Below are 16,726 nucleotides of genomic sequence, written 5' to 3' on the forward strand. Positions count from 1 at the left end.
GAAATGGGGACTTAAGGATATGAACATCCTCTACCAGATAAGATACTCAAAAGGTTGAACCGCCGTATACGGATCCGTACGTACGGTGGTGTGAGAGGTCGGGGCTGTGAAGCCCCTCCTACTCGATTTCGACTTGAAACGGTAGGACCACAGGTTAAAATCGTCCTTGTCGGACCTCTGGAGTCTCATCCATTTGCTTCCTGCGCTAGTTAGAAGAACTGATTTTGATTTATTTACTAACAATCAACAAGCTTTTCTGCAGTTAAAACAGGCTGTAATCTATTATATATTTTAGACTATCTAGCGTATCAAATGAAATTGGCGACACTCCTGTGGGAACAGCACGAGCTGAAGATCCACTCGGAAAGTGCCCTTTGCTTATCCGAGTTAGCTGAAGCCGTGCCCACGGAAAGGGAGTCAATTTCATTTGAGAAGCGGGTCTAAAGACTCTTTTTAATACGCATTCTATATATATTACGTCAATATGTAGATAATTTCAGTTTTTTTGGTGAGAAGTGTTAACATAAGAAGAGTGTAAATATAATGGGTGTTAAATCTGTTACATGATTTACGTAATGAAGGGGTTTATACAATGACTGAAGATATATTTTTATATTATACAAGTGATTTACATAGTCATTTCGAAAACTGGCCTAAGATCACACGTTTTTTAAATGACAAAAAAGCTGAACGAAAATTGGAAAACCAAACTTTCTGGTTATTAGATAATGGTGACCACATGGACCGTGTACACCCAACAACTGAGGCGTTATTAGGAAAAGGGAATGTGGCATTACTTAATCAAGCAAAATATAACATAGCTACATTAGGAAATAATGAAGGAATTACATTAGAACATAAAGATTTATACCACTTATATGATGAAGCAAATTTCTCAATAGTATGTGCTAACTTAACGAGTTCTGATGGAGCGAATCCTGACTGGCTTAAGCCAACTGACCACTTGCAAACTGCTTCAGGGATTAAAATAGGCGTAATTGGTCTAACCGCACCATTCCATACATTTTATGATCCGTTGGGGTGGAAGGTAGAGGATCCATTAATTGCATTAGAGCGTGAGTTATCAACTCTAAAAAGCCAATCTGACATTATAGTGCTATTATCTCATCTGGGGATAAATGAAGATGAATCTATTGCTGATATGTATCCTGATATTGATGTAATCGTTGGAGGTCATACGCATCACTTATTTCGAGATGGAGAATATCGCAATCAGTCGCTCTTAACTGCATCTGGTAAATTTGGTCATTTTGTTGGTGAAATTATTCTTACATGGGATCATCAATTACATCAGTTAAAGAATAAACAAGCTTATGCTACGCAAATAGATCATTTAGAAGAAGATCGTGAAGCAAAAAAATTGATTAAGCAACAGGAGAAAGAGGCTTTCGAGTTGCTAGATCAACGTGTTACAACAATAGCTGAGCCGTTACCTGTTAAGTGGTTCGAGGAAACAGTATTAATACGTAGGCTGACAGAAATATTGTTAGAATGGACAAAAGCTGATATTGCAATGTTAAATGCTGGATTATTGTTAGACTCACTTCCTGTTGGTCCAGTTACTTATGCAGATATCCACCGTATTTGTCCGCACCCAATTAATCCATGTGTCGTTGAATTACAAGGTCAGGAATTGGTAGAGGTGGTTCGTGCGAGTTTAACTAAGTCATTTAAGGAGTTAGAACTGCAAGGCTTTGGCTTTCGTGGAAAAGTAATTGGAAAAATGATATATGCTGGAATAGACATAAAAACTGAGATAGATAATGATGGGGAAGAGCGGATTCTATCAATGTCATGGAAAGGTATACCGATTCAACCAGATAAGAGTTACAAGCTCGCTACTGCGGACATGTTTACATTTGGTCATATTTTTCCAGAAATTGCTCGTTCTAAATTTAAAAAATTTTATATGCCGGAGTTTATACGTGATCTTCTGTTGAAAGTAATGAAGTCAAAATAGTAGTATTGCCTCATGAAATTTAGAACTTGTCATGTTTTGTAGAAAATATGTTGAGAATCTGATATTATTTAAATACTATAAGAAAGATTTTGTAATGGTTAGGAGATCGTAATGAGACTAGTCACGACAAGGGCAATTAAAGAAGGAACCGAACTTGCTAAACCAATATATAACGACAAAGGGAAAATCTTAATTCAAAAAAATATAAAGTTAACAGCATTTATGATTCAACGATTGAAAGAATTGGGAGTTACATATGTATATATTAGAGATAGTCTAACTGATGATATTATAATTAATTCCCCAATTTCTGAAGATCTACGAATAGAAGCAATTCAATCGGTAAAAGAATCGTTTTCGACCTATCAAAAGCAGGGTTTTGGAAAAAAAGCACTCTTATTTGAGCAAACAAGTGCAAAAATGTCAAATATGGTAGACACAATGATGACACAGTTACAGCAAGATGAGGAAGTACTCTCCATTATGTCTGATATTTTGATTAGTGATGATTACGTTTTTTCTCATTCTGTTAATGTCACAATATATGCCTTAGCACTTGCTAATGAAATGAATTTACCAACAAAAAAAATAAAAACACTTGGCCTTGGAGCAATGCTACATGATGTAGGGAAAGTATTTATTCCAGACAAAGTATTAAATAAAGAAGGAAAGTTAACGAATGAAGAATTTCAAATTATTCAAACCCACCCTGAGAAAGGGTTTGAATTCTTGCGTAAATCTTCTTCTATTCCTTTGTTAGTTGCGCATTGTGCTTTTCAACATCATGAACGATTGGACGGTTCAGGCTATCCAAGGGGTATAGCATCAAATGAAATTCATCCTTTTGGAAAAATACTAGGTGTTGCTGATGTGTTTGATGCTGTAACTAGCAATCGGGTATATCGTGATGCGATGCTACCTCAGGAAGGTTTGGATATATTATATGCGGGTAGCGGTACACTTTTTGATCAAGATATGGTTCGGACTTTTCGTAAGACAATTGCGGTTTATCCAAATGGTGTGACAGTAGAATTAAGCGACAAACGTACAGCGGTTGTTGTAAAACAAAATAGCCCTTTGTATGAACGACCTATTGTTAGGGTTATTAAAGAAGAAGGTTCTGAAGTTACACCATATGAACTTGATTTAGCACATGTTCTAGATGTAACAATTGTTAAATATGATATTTAAAAATAGATTATTATACTAACCTCCTATTAAACAGCATATTGTTTTTTAGGGGGGATTTTTGTGTGGAAAAGATCAATTAATAAACGGCGCCGAACACCACCTTCCATCAGGCAACTTATGTTTATTACAACTATTTTATTTGTGATCGCAACGATGGTAAGTATTGTTATTGTTAATAAAGGAATAAAGCCTATTTTATTAGAAATTGCTGAAACAAAAAATATCCAATATGCGAATATTGCGATGGGTATTGCAGTTAATAAAAAATTAAATGAGGATCTAGAAGTAGAAGATTTAATTGAATTTCAATATGATGAAAGCGGCCAAGTTACTAGTTATCATATTAATGCAGCTATGGAAAATAAAGTGCAGCGCAACATTCGATATCGAGTGGAAAATTATCTTGATCAATTAGAGCAAGGTGTTGTACCTGATACAAGTGCTCCTTTAGATGTAGATATTGAAGCAGAGGAACAGACTTCTATAGAAGCGGTGCAAGAAAAATCAAATTTAATTGAAATTCCTCTTGGTCAAGTATTAAATTTACCTTTACTAGCAAATTTAGGACCTAAAATTCCTGTTAAATTGGAACTAATTGGTTATGTAAATACAGAAGTGAAAACGACTATTAGCAATGTCAGTATTAACACGGTGCATATTGAACCAGTTGTTTTTATAGAGGTAGAAATTCGGACAGTTATTCCATTTGGATCTAAGACTGCAAGAATCGAACAGGAAATTCCAATTGGAAGTGGTGGATATAATGGTGATGTACCACAATATTACAATAATGGAAACGGTAATAATGACAATGTAGCAATCCCAATCCGATAGAATCCTTGCAATAAATTAGATAGCTTGGTAAACTATTTAGGAAAAAGAATAAAGTGACCTTTTCAGGATCGATGAGATAGAGGCGCAACCTAAAATCAGTAACCCATTGGAGCTGACCATGAAGATAATGGGTGAAAGGGTTAGGTTGCCGAAGTAAGTGTGCAATGGTCGTTGCTAACTTATTGGTATATTCTTGAATAAAGAATCTACTGTCATGTCTTTTACGTGATGAGCTGTTGATCGAACGGAGGATAACACAACGTTTATTTTATAGATTCTTATAAAAAAACAGTAATAGGTTATTTTCTATTACTGTTTTTTTATGCTCATTTTCCTAAGAGATACAATCCTTGACTAGGATCGTTGGACTACTTTTTCAATCAAATAAATTTTTTGGAGGTTGGAAAATGGAAGGAACGATTTATTCCTTAATTCCTGCTGTCTTAATGTTAGTACTTGTTTTGTTGACAAGAAAAGTCTTACTATCATTAGGAACTGGAATTATTGTAGGAGCTTTAATGCTTCATAATTTTAATGTACTGGCTAGCATACAAGAAGTTGGTGAGGTATTCTTAACTATTTTCTATAGTGTAGAAGATGGCTGGAGTATTGGGAGTTTATATTTATTATCCTTTTTATTGTTATTAGGGATTACAACCGCATTTATGACCGCGTCTGGTGGAAGTAAGGCCTTTGGAGATTGGGCCATTCGTAAGGTTAAAACACGACGAGGTGCACAATTAGTGCCATCCTTTTTAGGGATACTAATTTTTATTGATGATTATTTTAATAGTTTATCAGTTGGCCAAGTGGCTCGACCTGTAACGGATCGCTATAAAGTATCACGTGCAAAATTGGCCTATTTTATTGATTCTACATCAGCACCTATTACAGTAATTACACCTATTTCAAGTTGGGGAGCATATATTATTGGTACAATTGGTGCGATATTTGTAGCAAACGGTATTACTGAGTATCAACCACTTGAAGCATTTGTTAAGATGATTCCATTAAATTTCTATGCTTTTGCAGCAATGCTACTTGTTTTCTTTGTAGCAATATTTAATATTAATATCGGCCCAATGAGAAAGCATGAAACAAGAGCAGTTGATACTGGCAAATTAGTTGATGAAGAAAAAGGAAATGTCGCTGGTGAGCTTAAAAATAATATCAGTGCTCATGAAAAAGGAAAGATTATGCATCTATTAATTCCAATTGGAACTTTAGTAATTGGAACTATTGTAGCAATGATAGTGACTGGATATATGGGCTCTAGTGAAGATGCTACAATTTTAACTGTTTTTGCTAATACTAATGTAAACTTATCTCTTTTTGTAGGTGGTTTATTAGCGGTTATTATTGCAACACTTCTTTATGTTTTTCAATCGGAACCTAAGACTAATTTTGGTACAGTATATTTAGAAGGAATCCGATCAATGTTACCTGCAATTTATATTTTAATTTTAGCTTGGATGATCGGTTCAATTATTAGTAGTTTGGATACGGGTGGTTATTTAGCAGAAGTTGTTGAAAAAGCAGCAATTAATGTGAATTACCTTCCATTAATATTGTTTTTGGTAGCTGGTTTCATGGCTTTAGCAACAGGTACTTCTTGGGGAACGTTTGGAATTATGTTACCAATCGCTGCGCAAATTGCGGTAGTATCAGACGTAAATTTAGTATTGCCTGCAATGGCTGCTGTTCTGGCAGGTTCTGTTTTCGGTGATCACTGTTCTCCTATTTCTGATACAACAATATTATCATCTACTGGAGCAGGAGCGAACCATATCGATCACGTTTTAACACAGTTACCTTATGCATTTATTAGTGCATTTGCAACGGGGATTGGTTACTGGGTATTCGGTTTAACAGGTAACGTTATAATCGCGTTGCCAGTAACTTTAGTGATTATTGCTATAATTGCATCTTTGCTAATTATGATAATGAAAAACAAAAACGATTAATTATAGTTTAACAATGAGAGAAGCGAATCAATTAAGATTGATTTGCTTTTCTTTTTTTGCTTATTTTCTAAATTTTCTAAAAATATTCACAAATATTCCTTTGACATAAGTAAGTTGTCTCGTTATAATCAATAAATATCAGAAAAAAATAAAAATTTGAAACATTCTATTTATATTAGTGAGAAGTAATGTTTTCTGCAATATTTAAGTAGTTACTTCTATTAAGAATGTATCAATTTTTGAGAGGAGAGTTAATGATGGAAAATCGTTCACAATGGGGAACGCGCTTAGGTTTTTTACTTGCAGCGATGGGGTCTGCAATTGGTTTAGGAAACATTTGGCGATTCCCTGCAACAGCATTTGATAACGGTGGAGGTGCGTTCTTCATACCTTACTTGTTTGCGCTTTTAACAGCAGGTATTCCACTATTGATTATGGAATATACAATTGGGCATAAATATCGCAGTTCTGCTCCACGTTCATTTAAACGTGTTAGTAAAGGTATGGAATGGATTGGTTGGTGGCAGATAGGTATTTCGTTTATTATTTCAGCTTACTATCCGATTATTGTTGCTTGGGCAGCTATGTATGCTTACTTCTCATTTGGACAAAGTTGGGGAGACGACCCAACTGGCTTCTTCGTAGGGGACTTTTTGCAATTAGCAGATGCAGGTACATTTGGTTCGATGGTTCCAGCTGTATTATTCCCATTACTAGCAATTTGGGCTGTAGTTTTCTTAATTCTTGGTCGAGGCATTAAAAAAGGTATTGAGGTTGCAAACAAAATATTTATCCCATTATTAGCTATTATCTTTATTATTATTGTTATTCGAGCTATAACATTACCGGGTGCGGTAGACGGACTTGAGGCGTTCTTTGCTCCAGATTGGTCCACAATTTTAGATGGATCTGTATGGGTAGCGGCTTATGGACAAATATTCTTCAGTTTATCAATAGCATTCGCAATTATGATTACTTATGCTTCTTATTTACCGAAGAAATCAGATATTACAAACAATGCATTTATTACAGGCTTTGCAAACTCATCATTTGAACTGTTAGCTGGTATCGGTGTATTTGCCGCACTAGGGTTTATGGCAAATCAAGCAGGTGTTGCTGTTTCTGAGGTAGCCCGTGGCGGTGTTGGTCTTGCATTTATGGTATTTCCTGAGATTATTAGTCAAATGCCTGCATCTGGATTATTTGGATTTTTATTCTTTGCTTCATTAGTGTTAGCTGGTTTATCATCCTTAATTTCTATTTCAGAAACATACATTGCAGGTATTCAAGAGAAGTTTAACATTTCACGTGGTTTAGCAGTTGCAATTGGTGGCGGAATTGCAGCAGTTGCCTCCTTATTCTTTGCTAATCAAGGTGGTTTGAATTTACTAGATACGGTTGATTACTTTATCAATAATTATGGTGTTGCATTAGCAGGTTTATTTGAAGTTGTAGCGATTGCTTGGTTTGCACGTTCATTAAAAGATTTGCAAAACTATGCGAATGATGTTTCTGACATCAAGCTTGGGTATTGGTGGAGATTCTGTTTGACATTCATTACCCCAGCTGTACTTGGTTATATGATGCTTCAAAACTTAAGTAATGATATTGCAAATAACTATGGAGATTATCCAATTGACTTCTTATTTAATTTTGGTTGGGTAGTTGCAATTGGTGCAATGTTCTTTGGTGCTTTAATGACAACTAAAAAATGGCCAAACGAATAGTAAAAATAACGAATAGAAAGGAGTGACGGACATATGTCTGGAGCTGCTATTACAATGTTAATTGTTGGTGTCGTTGTTATATGGGGAGGTTTAGCAGCAAGTATAACGTATGCTGTTAAAGCTTCAAAATAAAATAGGTAGATTAAACCCTCACTGCATTAGTGAGGGTTTTTGTTATTTATTTTCTAGCTTCTTTTTCCCATCTGCGCAAATAAGGATAAGGGTCAAAAGACCATTCACTGTACCCATTATCTTTGTACATTCCATAATGAAGGTGAGGAGGGAATTTTCCAGATGTTCCTGGAGGCCCATATCCTGTGGCACCAACTGATGCAATAACATCCCCCGGCTTTACCACGTCTCCAACTTTTAAATCATCTGAAAAGCCGTTTAAATGTGCATAATAATGGTAGTTGCTATAAATATCACGAATACCAATACGCCATCCTCCAAATCTATTCCAGCCCATTATCTCAACCACGCCGTATCTCGTTGCTTTAACAGGTGTACCGTAATTTGCAAAAATATCTGTACCTTCATGAATACGTCTACCACCAAAGCCACGGGCGTCCCCCCATGTATTTCGGTAACTATAATTATGGTGTAAGGGGATAGGGAAATCACTGTCAAGCAAGTTTATCGTTTCAAATGTTTGATAAACCTTTGCTATTTGTGAAATAGATTGAACAGTTAAAGCTCGTTGATAATAATCCCATAACGCAATTTTAATATCTTGTTTTGATGTGCCTTGTTTTGCGATAAGATTTGCCATAGAGTATAACACATCTTCATCATCTGTAGGATCAGCTTGTTGATCTCCATTCCCGTCTTTTCCAATACCCTCAAAGAGACCAATAATATTGCTATTTGTATTTTTACTTGGATTAGCAATACCAAACCATTGCTCTTCTGGTATAGTGATGAATACTAATTTTTCCGTATCTGCATTTTTTTGAATGTTTTTCTCATATTGATTAATTGCAGCTAAATAATACCAAGGAACTTGCGTAACAGCTTCTGTTTTTTTATATAATGCCATTTTTGCTTTCAAGATGTCATCTGTTGTTTCGGCTAACATCTGTTGACTGTGACAAAAAAATAAAAACAAAAAGATTGGAAACACTCTTTTTATCATGACGCTCACCTCCTAATAACGTGATTGTGTATAATTAGTTTGTACAAATGTAGTTAAATAATAAATGGAAAATCAAGCCTATCTTATCGAAAAAATAAAGATCAAACCTGAGAAATGGACGGTTCATGTGTATAATTGTTATGGAGAGATTGTATAGCTAGTGCATTGAAGGTAAGATATGATAAAATAAAACCAATATATAATTACGCACATGTACATTTGAATTTTTTATAGAGGAGATATCAGGATGATTGAAATTGTTGGTCAAAAATATGAAATCACAGAGAATGTGAAAGATGGATTTCAACAAGAAGCATTAGAGGGACGCTACAGCGAAATATTAACTAAGTATGATTACATCGTTGGGGATTGGGGTTATGAACAGTTACGTTTAAAAGGTTTTTACGATAACCAGAACCCTAAAGCAAGCTTTGATACAAAAATTAGTACTATAGATGATTACTTGTATGAATATTGTAATTTTGGCTGTGCTTACTTTATTATAAAACGCATCGATCAATAAAAATGATGATCGATGCGTTTTTTGTAATCTTGTAGGAAAGTATAATTTTTAAGCTGATGTACCAAGGGTTAAGAGCATTTATAAGATTTGAAAGTGAATGATAAAAGGCTCTTTTCGTAAACATAGTTGCTTGTAAATATTCGGACTTGATATAAAAAGTGCAATAACTAGTAATGTGAGTTACTAACTCGCTACGTCAGCAAATGGATTCCCTTTCCGTGGGCTCAGTCTCAGCTAACTCGGAGGCAAAAAACGCCTCCGAGTGGATCTTCGACTTGAGCTGTTCCCACTAGAGTGTCATCCATTTGCTTCCTTCGCTAGTTGGCGTATCTTTTTTCCTTTGCTAAGGCAGTTAAATGAAGCATTCTACATCCAACTTAATTCATGTGCATTACCAGCGGATCAAATGACACTCCTGCAGGAACAGCGCGAGCTGAAGATCCACTCGGAAAGCGCTCTTTGCTTATCCGAGTTAGCTGAAGCCGTGCCTGCGGAAAGGGAGTCAATTTCATTTGAGAAGCGGTAACTTACGTTACTAATCACAGACTGAGCGGGGTGGAAGGATATTGCGTAGTTTATATAAAATGTGTCATAAACTACGATCCTTTAGAAAAAAGCGTTTAAAAAGTACCGGGCGGTGTTTGCCCGGTTTTTCTTAGGTAATTTTAAGGAACTGCTTTCTAAATAAGATAAGGTCCAAAAAATGCCATTAGTAATAGAGTATGAATAGCTACAAAATAAAAAAGTTCCATTGAAATATGCCATTCATGTTGTTTGGCACCATTCTTTGCAATAATGAAGGCAATAAATGCAAATAAAGTTGTATAAATGTAACTACTTCCAGTGAAAGTTAAATAATTTGGTGCTGAATAGTATATATTAGCAATGAAGAAATTATCTAGTGTCAGATAACATGCAGCCATGTACACTCCAATACAAAGGTAAAGCACCCAATTGGGATTACGATCAACTAATGACTTTCGAGTGATTAACAAGATAGCAAGTAATCCGATCGGCCAGAGATACCAGTGTCCAGCAAAAATAAATGTGAAAAAGGCTCCAGCATACATTCCCATTGTTTTACCCAGTATAGCTAAAAAATCATCCTCTGTAATTTGATCTGCATAAGCAATATAATTGGATTGGTCAGATGAAAGAAAAATTGTATTTTCTCCTGATTTACGATCAATCCAGGCAACCGTCTGGTTATCTATCCACTGCGGTTTAGCTGACAAACCAGCAGTATTACTTCTCCGCTGTACAATCATTTCATCATTTATTCGTGTCGCCTGGTATATATTAAAGGCTGATGCGGTTCGATATTTAGTTCGGCTAGCTCCTTTTGCAGTAAATAAGAAGGTAAGGTGCTCATTTCGGTAATTAATAGAAATATCACCAATACTTGATAAGTTTGTTTCCCTTTTTGGATCAGAAAAGGTGAGCATATCTTTTGTGACTTCCCCACTTTCGCGGTTATGTTCCAATAAATAAAAGCGTTGATTATCTGTTACCCCACTAGCATTTTTCTGTTCGGTTTTAATTAAGATTGAAATTTGCCCATTACTTTTATCTGCTAATGCTACTTCTTCGATTGTTTCTGTATAATTCAATTCTAAGTTTTCAGTGAAAATCACAATATTTCCCGACTGATTTAGCTCCTGAAGTTGTACAATATAGTCACCACTAGTTTGATATTGTAGTATCATAATTCCAGCAGAAGTTTGAAAAGGTATTGTTTTATCAAAGCCACCCTCCAACGTAAACAATTTTACTACTTCCTGTGTTGTTTCATTGAACTCAAAAATTTCATTTGCTTTAAGGTAAAGCAGATGGTTTTGTAATGGGTATAATGCATCAACATTAGCTACTACTTCATTGCCGTCTTGATTATAGATACTATTATAATCGAAATAATATAGTTGCTCTTCACCAGTGTATAATTGAGTCCACTTATCAACCGGAACATGAGGGTATGTAGCATTATTTACTTCATTAAATGAGTCATTATAGGTAGTCTTGGCTAATGCTTTATCTTTAAAATGTGTTAATGATATCGAACCATCTTCTTCTTTTTCAATAGTTGGGTAGGCATTAATACTCGATTTTCCAATTGAAATCGCACGACTCCAATTATCCTCTGGAGGTTCTGTTACTTCCAAAAGATTTTTATGAAAAACAAGTCCTATTGCGAGTAGTATGAGTAAAAATGGTATAAGCCAATATAATCTTTTTTTAATAAACATATGGTTTCTCCTCACCAAAACGAAAAGAATTGGGTTCTTTTTTAGTTAATGATACCATTTACTGTTAGTTCAATAAAGAATTATTTGAAAGCTAGTATATCTGTATATTCAAGATTCATGTCTAAGTATATTAATCTACTTAACTGAAAATAACGTATTTGTCAATTTCATTTGACACAACTTAATCCTTCTAACATGTTATAATAAATACGATAAGTATTATCAATTCGGAGGTTAGAAGATGAAAAATACTTCCACAACATTAACAAATCAGTCTGTTAGTAAGTCATATATTAAACAAATGGTAGTTGATATAAAAGCATTACTCAAAGGGCTTGTATTGCTATCGAATGTATTACCGGTATTAACTGGATTGGTGTTGGCAATGCAATTTACGGGGGCAAATATGACAGATAATCTGGCTATAATTGTACTCACGCTTTTAGGGAGTATATTATTAATGGCTGGTGCACTAGTATTAAATAATTGGTTTGATGCAGATATTGATACAATGATGCAGCGTACGAAGCATCGCCCAACTGTTACAGGCAATTTTTCACTAAGAACAGTATTTAGAACTGGTGTAGTACTTAGTATACTTGGTTTTTCATTATTAGCTTTTACTACGTTAGAAACTACTATATATGGTTTTATTGGTTGGTTCACATATGTTATTTTATATACCATTTGGACAAAAAGAAAATACACTTGGAACACTATTGTGGGTAGTATTTCAGGAGCAGTGACACCATTGATTGGTTGGTCAGCAATTGCTCCAACACTAGATGTGATTCCAATTGCAATGGCACTTATCTTATTCGTTTGGCAAATGCCTCACACCTATGCGATTGCAATCAAAAAAAGAGAAGAATATAAGTTGGCAGGCGTAAAAATGCTTCCTGTTATACATGGTATTAGGGTTGCGAAAAACCATATTGTATTTTATATAGCTAGTTTGATTCCAGTTTCATTTTTGTTTTATTCACTAGGATTACCTTTTATGATCTTTGCAATCTTAATGGCAGTGACTGGCCTTGTTTTAACCTCTGTTGGGTTCTATTCAAGCAATGAGAAAAAGTGGGCAAATCGTATATTCCTCTTTTCCGTAAATTATATTATGTTTCTTTTTATTGGAATGATGTTTGCGACAATATAAAACTAGTGCTAAAGAAGCTTTTAAAATACTTAGATAAATATAAATTCAAGGTTCATCTACAAAAAACTCGGATACAATATATCCGAGTTTTTTGTATGTACTTTTAAAATAAGTCATGTTTTTCTTGAACTTTTCTCCCTAAACTTGATATAGGTCAATTTATTTTATCGACAATACGATTACAATAAAGTTATACCAATTAACAAGGAGGAAGTTAAAAATGAAAAAAGCAGTATTTCAATTAGAAGCCTTGACATGTCCTTCATGTATTAAAAAAATTGAATCAACATTAAATAAGACTTCAGGGGTAGATACAGCAAAAGTATTGTTTAATGCAAGCAAGGTAAAAACAGAATATGATGAAACACAAATAGACGCAGAGAAATTAGAAGAAACAATTAGCAAATTAGGTTATCCAGTACTATCAGCTAAAGTATCTTAAGTTCATCTGATGATAATATAGGGGATGGTCTCATAATAAGACTATCTTCTTTTTATATATTTTAAAAAGGCGTAGAGAGTACACTTATCTCTATGCCTTTTTTAGTGTGAATTAAAAGAAATTAAGATCAATTACTCAAACTTGATTTTAATCAATTATTAATTATAGAAAACGTCTTATTATTGAGATATAAATGAAGGGATAAATTAAACATCGATTTCTAAAATGCAAAAGCATTAGTAAAGAAAACTTGATTCATCAAAAGTAAGTTTAATAAGGAGGAATTAAAATGATTCAACATATTAACAAACATAAGAATCATATTACAGCCATGTCAGCCATTTTAATTGTATTTGGCTTTGTAGCAGGTTTATATGGTAGTAGTTTTATGAAAGATGGTGCACTTATTACCGCAACAGTGATTGCCAGTGTACCTATTTTCATAAAAGCATACCAGGCATTGCGGATGAAAGCATTTAGTATAGAGCTATTAGTTTCAATTGCTGTAATCGGTGCATTGTATATTGGGGAGTATGTAGAATCAGCTGTTGTTACTTTCTTATTTTTATTTGGAGCTTATTTAGAAGCACGCACTTTAGAAAAGACGCGTTCATCTTTAAAGGATTTAGTAGATATGGCACCACAGGAAGCAACGGTAATTCGAAATGGAGAACAAGTAGTTTTACCTGTTGAAGAAGTTTTGGAAGGAGACCGTGTGATTATTCGCTCTGGTGGAAAAATTCCTGTTGATGGCAGTATTGTTACGGGTAAAGCTACTTTAAATGAAGCAGCAGTAACCGGAGAAAGTACGCCAGCTAATAAAGAAATGGATGATCAAGTTTTTAGTGGTACGATTTTAGATAGCGGTTATGTTGAGATTGTCGCTGAAAAGGTTGGAGATGATACAACGTTTGCTAAAATTATTGAGCTTGTAGAAGAAGCACAAGAATCAAAATCAAAAGCGGAGAAATTTTTAGATAAGTTCGCAAATGTATATACTCCAGCGGTTGTGGTATTGTCACTTGGTGTTTATCTTATTACCAGAGATCTTCATTTAGCCATTACTTTCTTAGTTGTTGCGTGTCCAGGTGCATTAGTTATTGGTGCTCCGGTATCAAATGTTGCTGGCATTGGTAATGGCGCGAAAAATGGTGTACTTGTTAAGGGTGGAGAAGTGATGGATAAATTCTCTAAAGTGGATACACTTGTATTTGATAAAACAGGTACGCTAACAAAAGGGAAACCTGAAGTAACAGATATCAAGACATTTGGAAGTCAAGATCAAATAGAATTATTAAGATTGGTAGCGCAAGCAGAAACAATCTCAGAACACCATCTAGGTCAAACGATCGTAAAAAAAGCACAATCAGATGGCATAAAATTAACTAGTGAAGTGACAGATGGTGAGATTATCAAAGGAAATGGAATACGCGGTAGTGTTGAAGGTCACATAATTACTGTCGGTACGAACAAATTATTGAAGTTAAATGACATCAAAATCCCAAAAGAAGCAAGAGACTATGCTGTTGATCGTGAAAAAGCGGGAAACACAGCAATTTTTGCAGCTGTTGATGAACAGGTAGTTGGCATACTTGCCATTGCAGATCAAATTCGTGAAGATGCACCTAAAGCATTAGAGCAAATGAGAAAAACAGGTATCAAGAAAATTGTAATGTTAACGGGGGACAATAGACACACAGCTGAATTAGTTGCGAATAAACTTGGAATAGATGAATTTTACGCTGAATTATTACCTGAAAATAAAGTAGAGTTTGTGAAGAAGTTAAAAGAGACGGGGCACGTTGTTGCAATGGCGGGGGATGGAATCAACGATGCACCAGCAATAGCGACAGCTGATATTGGATTAGCAATGGGAGAAGGTGGTACAGATGTTTCGATGGAAACAGCAGATGTTGTCTTAATGGCTGATAAACTGATGCAATTTTCTCATGCTTATTCCCTAGCAAAAGCTACAATTCGAAACATGAAACAAAATACCTTTTTCGCAGTAGGAATTGTCTTTGTCTTATTAGCAGGTGTATTAATGGGGTCTGTTAAATTGGCATCAGGCATGTTTATTCACGAAGCAAGTGTATTACTTGTTATCTTAAATGCAATGAGATTAATTAAGTTTAAGCCTAAAAAAGACTTTTCAAAAGTATAATATAATAGAAGGATGATGTGCTTTTTGTTAGTGTTAGAAGTAGATTAATTAACAGTATAAGTGAGGGCTTACTATTCCTTCACTTATACTCATGACCGTTGTAAGTCTATTAATTGTGATGTTAGCGATAAAATATAGTTAGATGGGAGTGTAAAAATGACAAAAAATAAAATAAGTGAGAATGAACATTGTCAACACGGTGATCATTCCCATAAAGGTTGCGTTGGAGCAGTTCCTATTTTTAATCATTTAGAAGATGAACAAATGAATGAAATTATGGTTACGGTAAGATCGGTCGCGTATAAAAAAGGTGAGCATATCTATCATGCGGATGACGAAGCTGACTCTCTTTATATTGTTAACAAAGGAAAAGTTAGAATTTACCGTTTGTCACAGTCAGGAAAGGAGCAACTTGTACGCATGTTGAATCCGGGAGATTTTACAGGTGAGCTCGCGTTGTTTAAAGAAGAGAAGCATGAATCATACGCTGAAGCAATACATGATACGGAGATATGTGTAATGAAACGGGATGATTTACAGGCATTTTTGTTAAAATATCCAACAATATCATTGAAAATTTTAAGTGAATTTTCAAATAGACTGGATGAAGCGGAAATACAAACAACGCGTTTTGCAACAGAAAAAGTAGAAACAAGACTTGCACTTTTTTTAGCTGATTGTGTTAGTGAAGATGACGACAATTATGAATTTGTTCTTCCACTGAGTAAGAAAGATTTAGCTGCTTACTTGGGTACAACACCTGAAACTATTAGTCGTAAATTAGCAACCTTGGAAGAGCAAGGTTATATTAAACAAAAACAACATAAAAAGATTCAAATTCTGGATTTAGATGGACTACTACTTATCTAATACGTTATACTCTTAATTATATGAAATTTAGCAATTAAAAAATTTGCTAATAAATGCATATAGATGAGATGGTGATAGTTGTGAAAAAAGGTTTGTATATTAGTGGTGGAAGTATAGCGCTCGTTTTAGGTGTTTTAGGAATTATCCTACCACTACTGCCAACAACACCTTTCCTTTTAATAACTGCCTTTTGTTATGGTAAATCATCAGAAAGGCTTTATCAGTGGTTGTTAAATAACCGTGTATTCGGAAACTATATTAAGCAATATCAAAATGGACAAGGTATTCCTTTAAAAATGAAAATCATAGCTATTTCTATGCTATGGATCACGATTACTCTTTCGACTTTATTTCTTGTACCAATAGTACTTGTTAAAATTTTGTTATTAGTGATTGCTACTAGCGTGACCATTTTTATTCTCTCAAGAAAGACTGCAAATCCTTTAAGTTAACAACATAAAAGAAGCTAATTCCCTTTAGTAAAGAGAGTTAGCTT

At 34.6% G+C, this 16,726-nt stretch carries 14 protein-coding genes and 1 riboswitch; of the genes, 12 read left to right on the top strand and 2 right to left on the bottom strand.

Annotation, left to right across the window (positions count from 1 at the left end):
- Window positions 1-592: 592 nt before the first annotated feature.
- From D2K40_RS12895 to D2K40_RS12920, 6 genes are all read left to right on the top strand, one after another.
- The gene (locus D2K40_RS12895) at window positions 593-1,981 is read left to right on the top strand and encodes a bifunctional metallophosphatase/5'-nucleotidase (protein WP_117156609.1); all 1,389 of its coding nucleotides are present in this window, start codon (window positions 593-595) and stop codon (window positions 1,979-1,981) included.
- Between the two features lie 111 nt (window positions 1,982-2,092).
- Complete coding sequence (locus D2K40_RS12900; RefSeq protein ID WP_117156612.1) at window positions 2,093-3,172, top strand: HD-GYP domain-containing protein; 1,080 nt, start codon at window positions 2,093-2,095, stop codon at window positions 3,170-3,172.
- Window positions 3,173-3,232: 60 nt separating this feature from the next.
- Window positions 3,233-4,006: a sporulation protein YunB gene (yunB, locus tag D2K40_RS12905; RefSeq protein ID WP_229666734.1), complete on the top strand. Its 774-nt coding sequence runs from the start codon at window positions 3,233-3,235 to the stop codon at window positions 4,004-4,006.
- A 69-nt stretch (window positions 4,007-4,075) separates the two neighbouring features.
- Window positions 4,076-4,250, top strand: a riboswitch (Lysine riboswitch).
- A gap of 163 nt (window positions 4,251-4,413) precedes the next feature.
- On the top strand, window positions 4,414-5,970 hold the full coding sequence (locus tag D2K40_RS12910; RefSeq protein WP_117156614.1) for a Na+/H+ antiporter NhaC family protein: 1,557 nt from the start codon (window positions 4,414-4,416) through the stop codon (window positions 5,968-5,970).
- Between the two features lie 257 nt (window positions 5,971-6,227).
- Window positions 6,228-7,697, top strand: a complete 1,470-nt coding sequence (locus D2K40_RS12915) for a sodium-dependent transporter (RefSeq protein ID WP_117156616.1) — start codon at window positions 6,228-6,230, stop codon at window positions 7,695-7,697.
- A gap of 33 nt (window positions 7,698-7,730) precedes the next feature.
- On the top strand, window positions 7,731-7,829 hold the full coding sequence (locus tag D2K40_RS12920) for a methionine/alanine import family NSS transporter small subunit (protein WP_117156618.1): 99 nt from the start codon (window positions 7,731-7,733) through the stop codon (window positions 7,827-7,829).
- Window positions 7,830-7,875: 46 nt separating this feature from the next.
- Here the strand turns inward: D2K40_RS12920 and D2K40_RS12925 are convergent, their stop codons facing one another.
- Window positions 7,876-8,832 (bottom strand): M23 family metallopeptidase, encoded by a 957-nt coding sequence (locus tag D2K40_RS12925; RefSeq protein WP_117156620.1) that lies wholly within the window; start codon window positions 8,830-8,832, stop codon window positions 7,876-7,878.
- A 247-nt stretch (window positions 8,833-9,079) separates the two neighbouring features.
- On the opposite strand from D2K40_RS12925, the gene D2K40_RS12930 reads away from it, so the two are divergent.
- Entirely contained in the window at window positions 9,080-9,355 is a 276-nt protein-coding gene (locus tag D2K40_RS12930; protein ID WP_117156622.1) for a YutD family protein, read from the top strand.
- A 680-nt stretch (window positions 9,356-10,035) separates the two neighbouring features.
- On the opposite strand, the gene D2K40_RS12935 is transcribed toward D2K40_RS12930, so the two are convergent.
- Window positions 10,036-11,598 (bottom strand): hypothetical protein, encoded by a 1,563-nt coding sequence (locus D2K40_RS12935; protein ID WP_117156624.1) that lies wholly within the window; start codon window positions 11,596-11,598, stop codon window positions 10,036-10,038.
- A 241-nt stretch (window positions 11,599-11,839) separates the two neighbouring features.
- Between D2K40_RS12935 and cyoE the strand changes: the two genes are divergently transcribed.
- The 5 genes from cyoE (at window position 11,840) to D2K40_RS12960 (ending at window position 16,682) form a co-directional block, all read left to right on the top strand.
- Window positions 11,840-12,754: a heme o synthase gene (cyoE, locus tag D2K40_RS12940; protein WP_117156626.1), complete on the top strand. Its 915-nt coding sequence runs from the start codon at window positions 11,840-11,842 to the stop codon at window positions 12,752-12,754.
- Between the two features lie 220 nt (window positions 12,755-12,974).
- On the top strand, window positions 12,975-13,196 hold the full coding sequence (locus D2K40_RS12945) for a heavy-metal-associated domain-containing protein (RefSeq protein WP_117156628.1): 222 nt from the start codon (window positions 12,975-12,977) through the stop codon (window positions 13,194-13,196).
- A gap of 289 nt (window positions 13,197-13,485) precedes the next feature.
- Window positions 13,486-15,360 carry a heavy metal translocating P-type ATPase gene (locus D2K40_RS12950; protein ID WP_117156630.1) on the top strand — a complete coding sequence of 625 codons (1,875 nt, stop codon included), beginning with the start codon at window positions 13,486-13,488 and terminating at the stop codon, window positions 15,358-15,360.
- 156 nt (window positions 15,361-15,516) lie between these two features.
- Window positions 15,517-16,230, top strand: a complete 714-nt coding sequence (locus D2K40_RS12955) for a Crp/Fnr family transcriptional regulator (RefSeq protein ID WP_117156632.1) — start codon at window positions 15,517-15,519, stop codon at window positions 16,228-16,230.
- Window positions 16,231-16,310: 80 nt separating this feature from the next.
- Window positions 16,311-16,682, top strand: a complete 372-nt coding sequence (locus D2K40_RS12960) for a YbaN family protein (protein WP_229666732.1) — start codon at window positions 16,311-16,313, stop codon at window positions 16,680-16,682.
- The last annotated feature ends 44 nt before the right edge of the window (window positions 16,683-16,726 follow it).

It is taken from the genome of Paraliobacillus quinghaiensis, assembly GCF_003426025.1.
GTDB lineage: Bacteria > Bacillota > Bacilli > Bacillales > Amphibacillaceae > Paraliobacillus_A > Paraliobacillus_A quinghaiensis.

What these genes read in the sequence shown, in the direction of transcription:
- D2K40_RS12895 (WP_117156609.1), top strand. Translation starts at nt 593, where the DNA reads ATGACTGAAGATATATTTTTATATTATACAAGTGATTTACATAGTCAT.
- D2K40_RS12900 (WP_117156612.1), top strand. Translation starts at nt 2,093, where the DNA reads ATGAGACTAGTCACGACAAGGGCAATTAAAGAAGGAACCGAACTTGCT.
- D2K40_RS12910 (WP_117156614.1), top strand. Translation starts at nt 4,414, where the DNA reads ATGGAAGGAACGATTTATTCCTTAATTCCTGCTGTCTTAATGTTAGTA.
- D2K40_RS12915 (WP_117156616.1), top strand. Translation starts at nt 6,228, where the DNA reads ATGGAAAATCGTTCACAATGGGGAACGCGCTTAGGTTTTTTACTTGCA.
- D2K40_RS12920 (WP_117156618.1), top strand. Translation starts at nt 7,731, where the DNA reads ATGTCTGGAGCTGCTATTACAATGTTAATTGTTGGTGTCGTTGTTATA.
- D2K40_RS12925 (WP_117156620.1), bottom strand. Translation starts at nt 8,832, where the DNA reads ATGATAAAAAGAGTGTTTCCAATCTTTTTGTTTTTATTTTTTTGTCAC.
- D2K40_RS12930 (WP_117156622.1), top strand. Translation starts at nt 9,080, where the DNA reads ATGATTGAAATTGTTGGTCAAAAATATGAAATCACAGAGAATGTGAAA.
- D2K40_RS12935 (WP_117156624.1), bottom strand. Translation starts at nt 11,598, where the DNA reads ATGTTTATTAAAAAAAGATTATATTGGCTTATACCATTTTTACTCATA.
- cyoE (WP_117156626.1), top strand. Translation starts at nt 11,840, where the DNA reads ATGAAAAATACTTCCACAACATTAACAAATCAGTCTGTTAGTAAGTCA.
- D2K40_RS12945 (WP_117156628.1), top strand. Translation starts at nt 12,975, where the DNA reads ATGAAAAAAGCAGTATTTCAATTAGAAGCCTTGACATGTCCTTCATGT.
- D2K40_RS12950 (WP_117156630.1), top strand. Translation starts at nt 13,486, where the DNA reads ATGATTCAACATATTAACAAACATAAGAATCATATTACAGCCATGTCA.
- D2K40_RS12955 (WP_117156632.1), top strand. Translation starts at nt 15,517, where the DNA reads ATGACAAAAAATAAAATAAGTGAGAATGAACATTGTCAACACGGTGAT.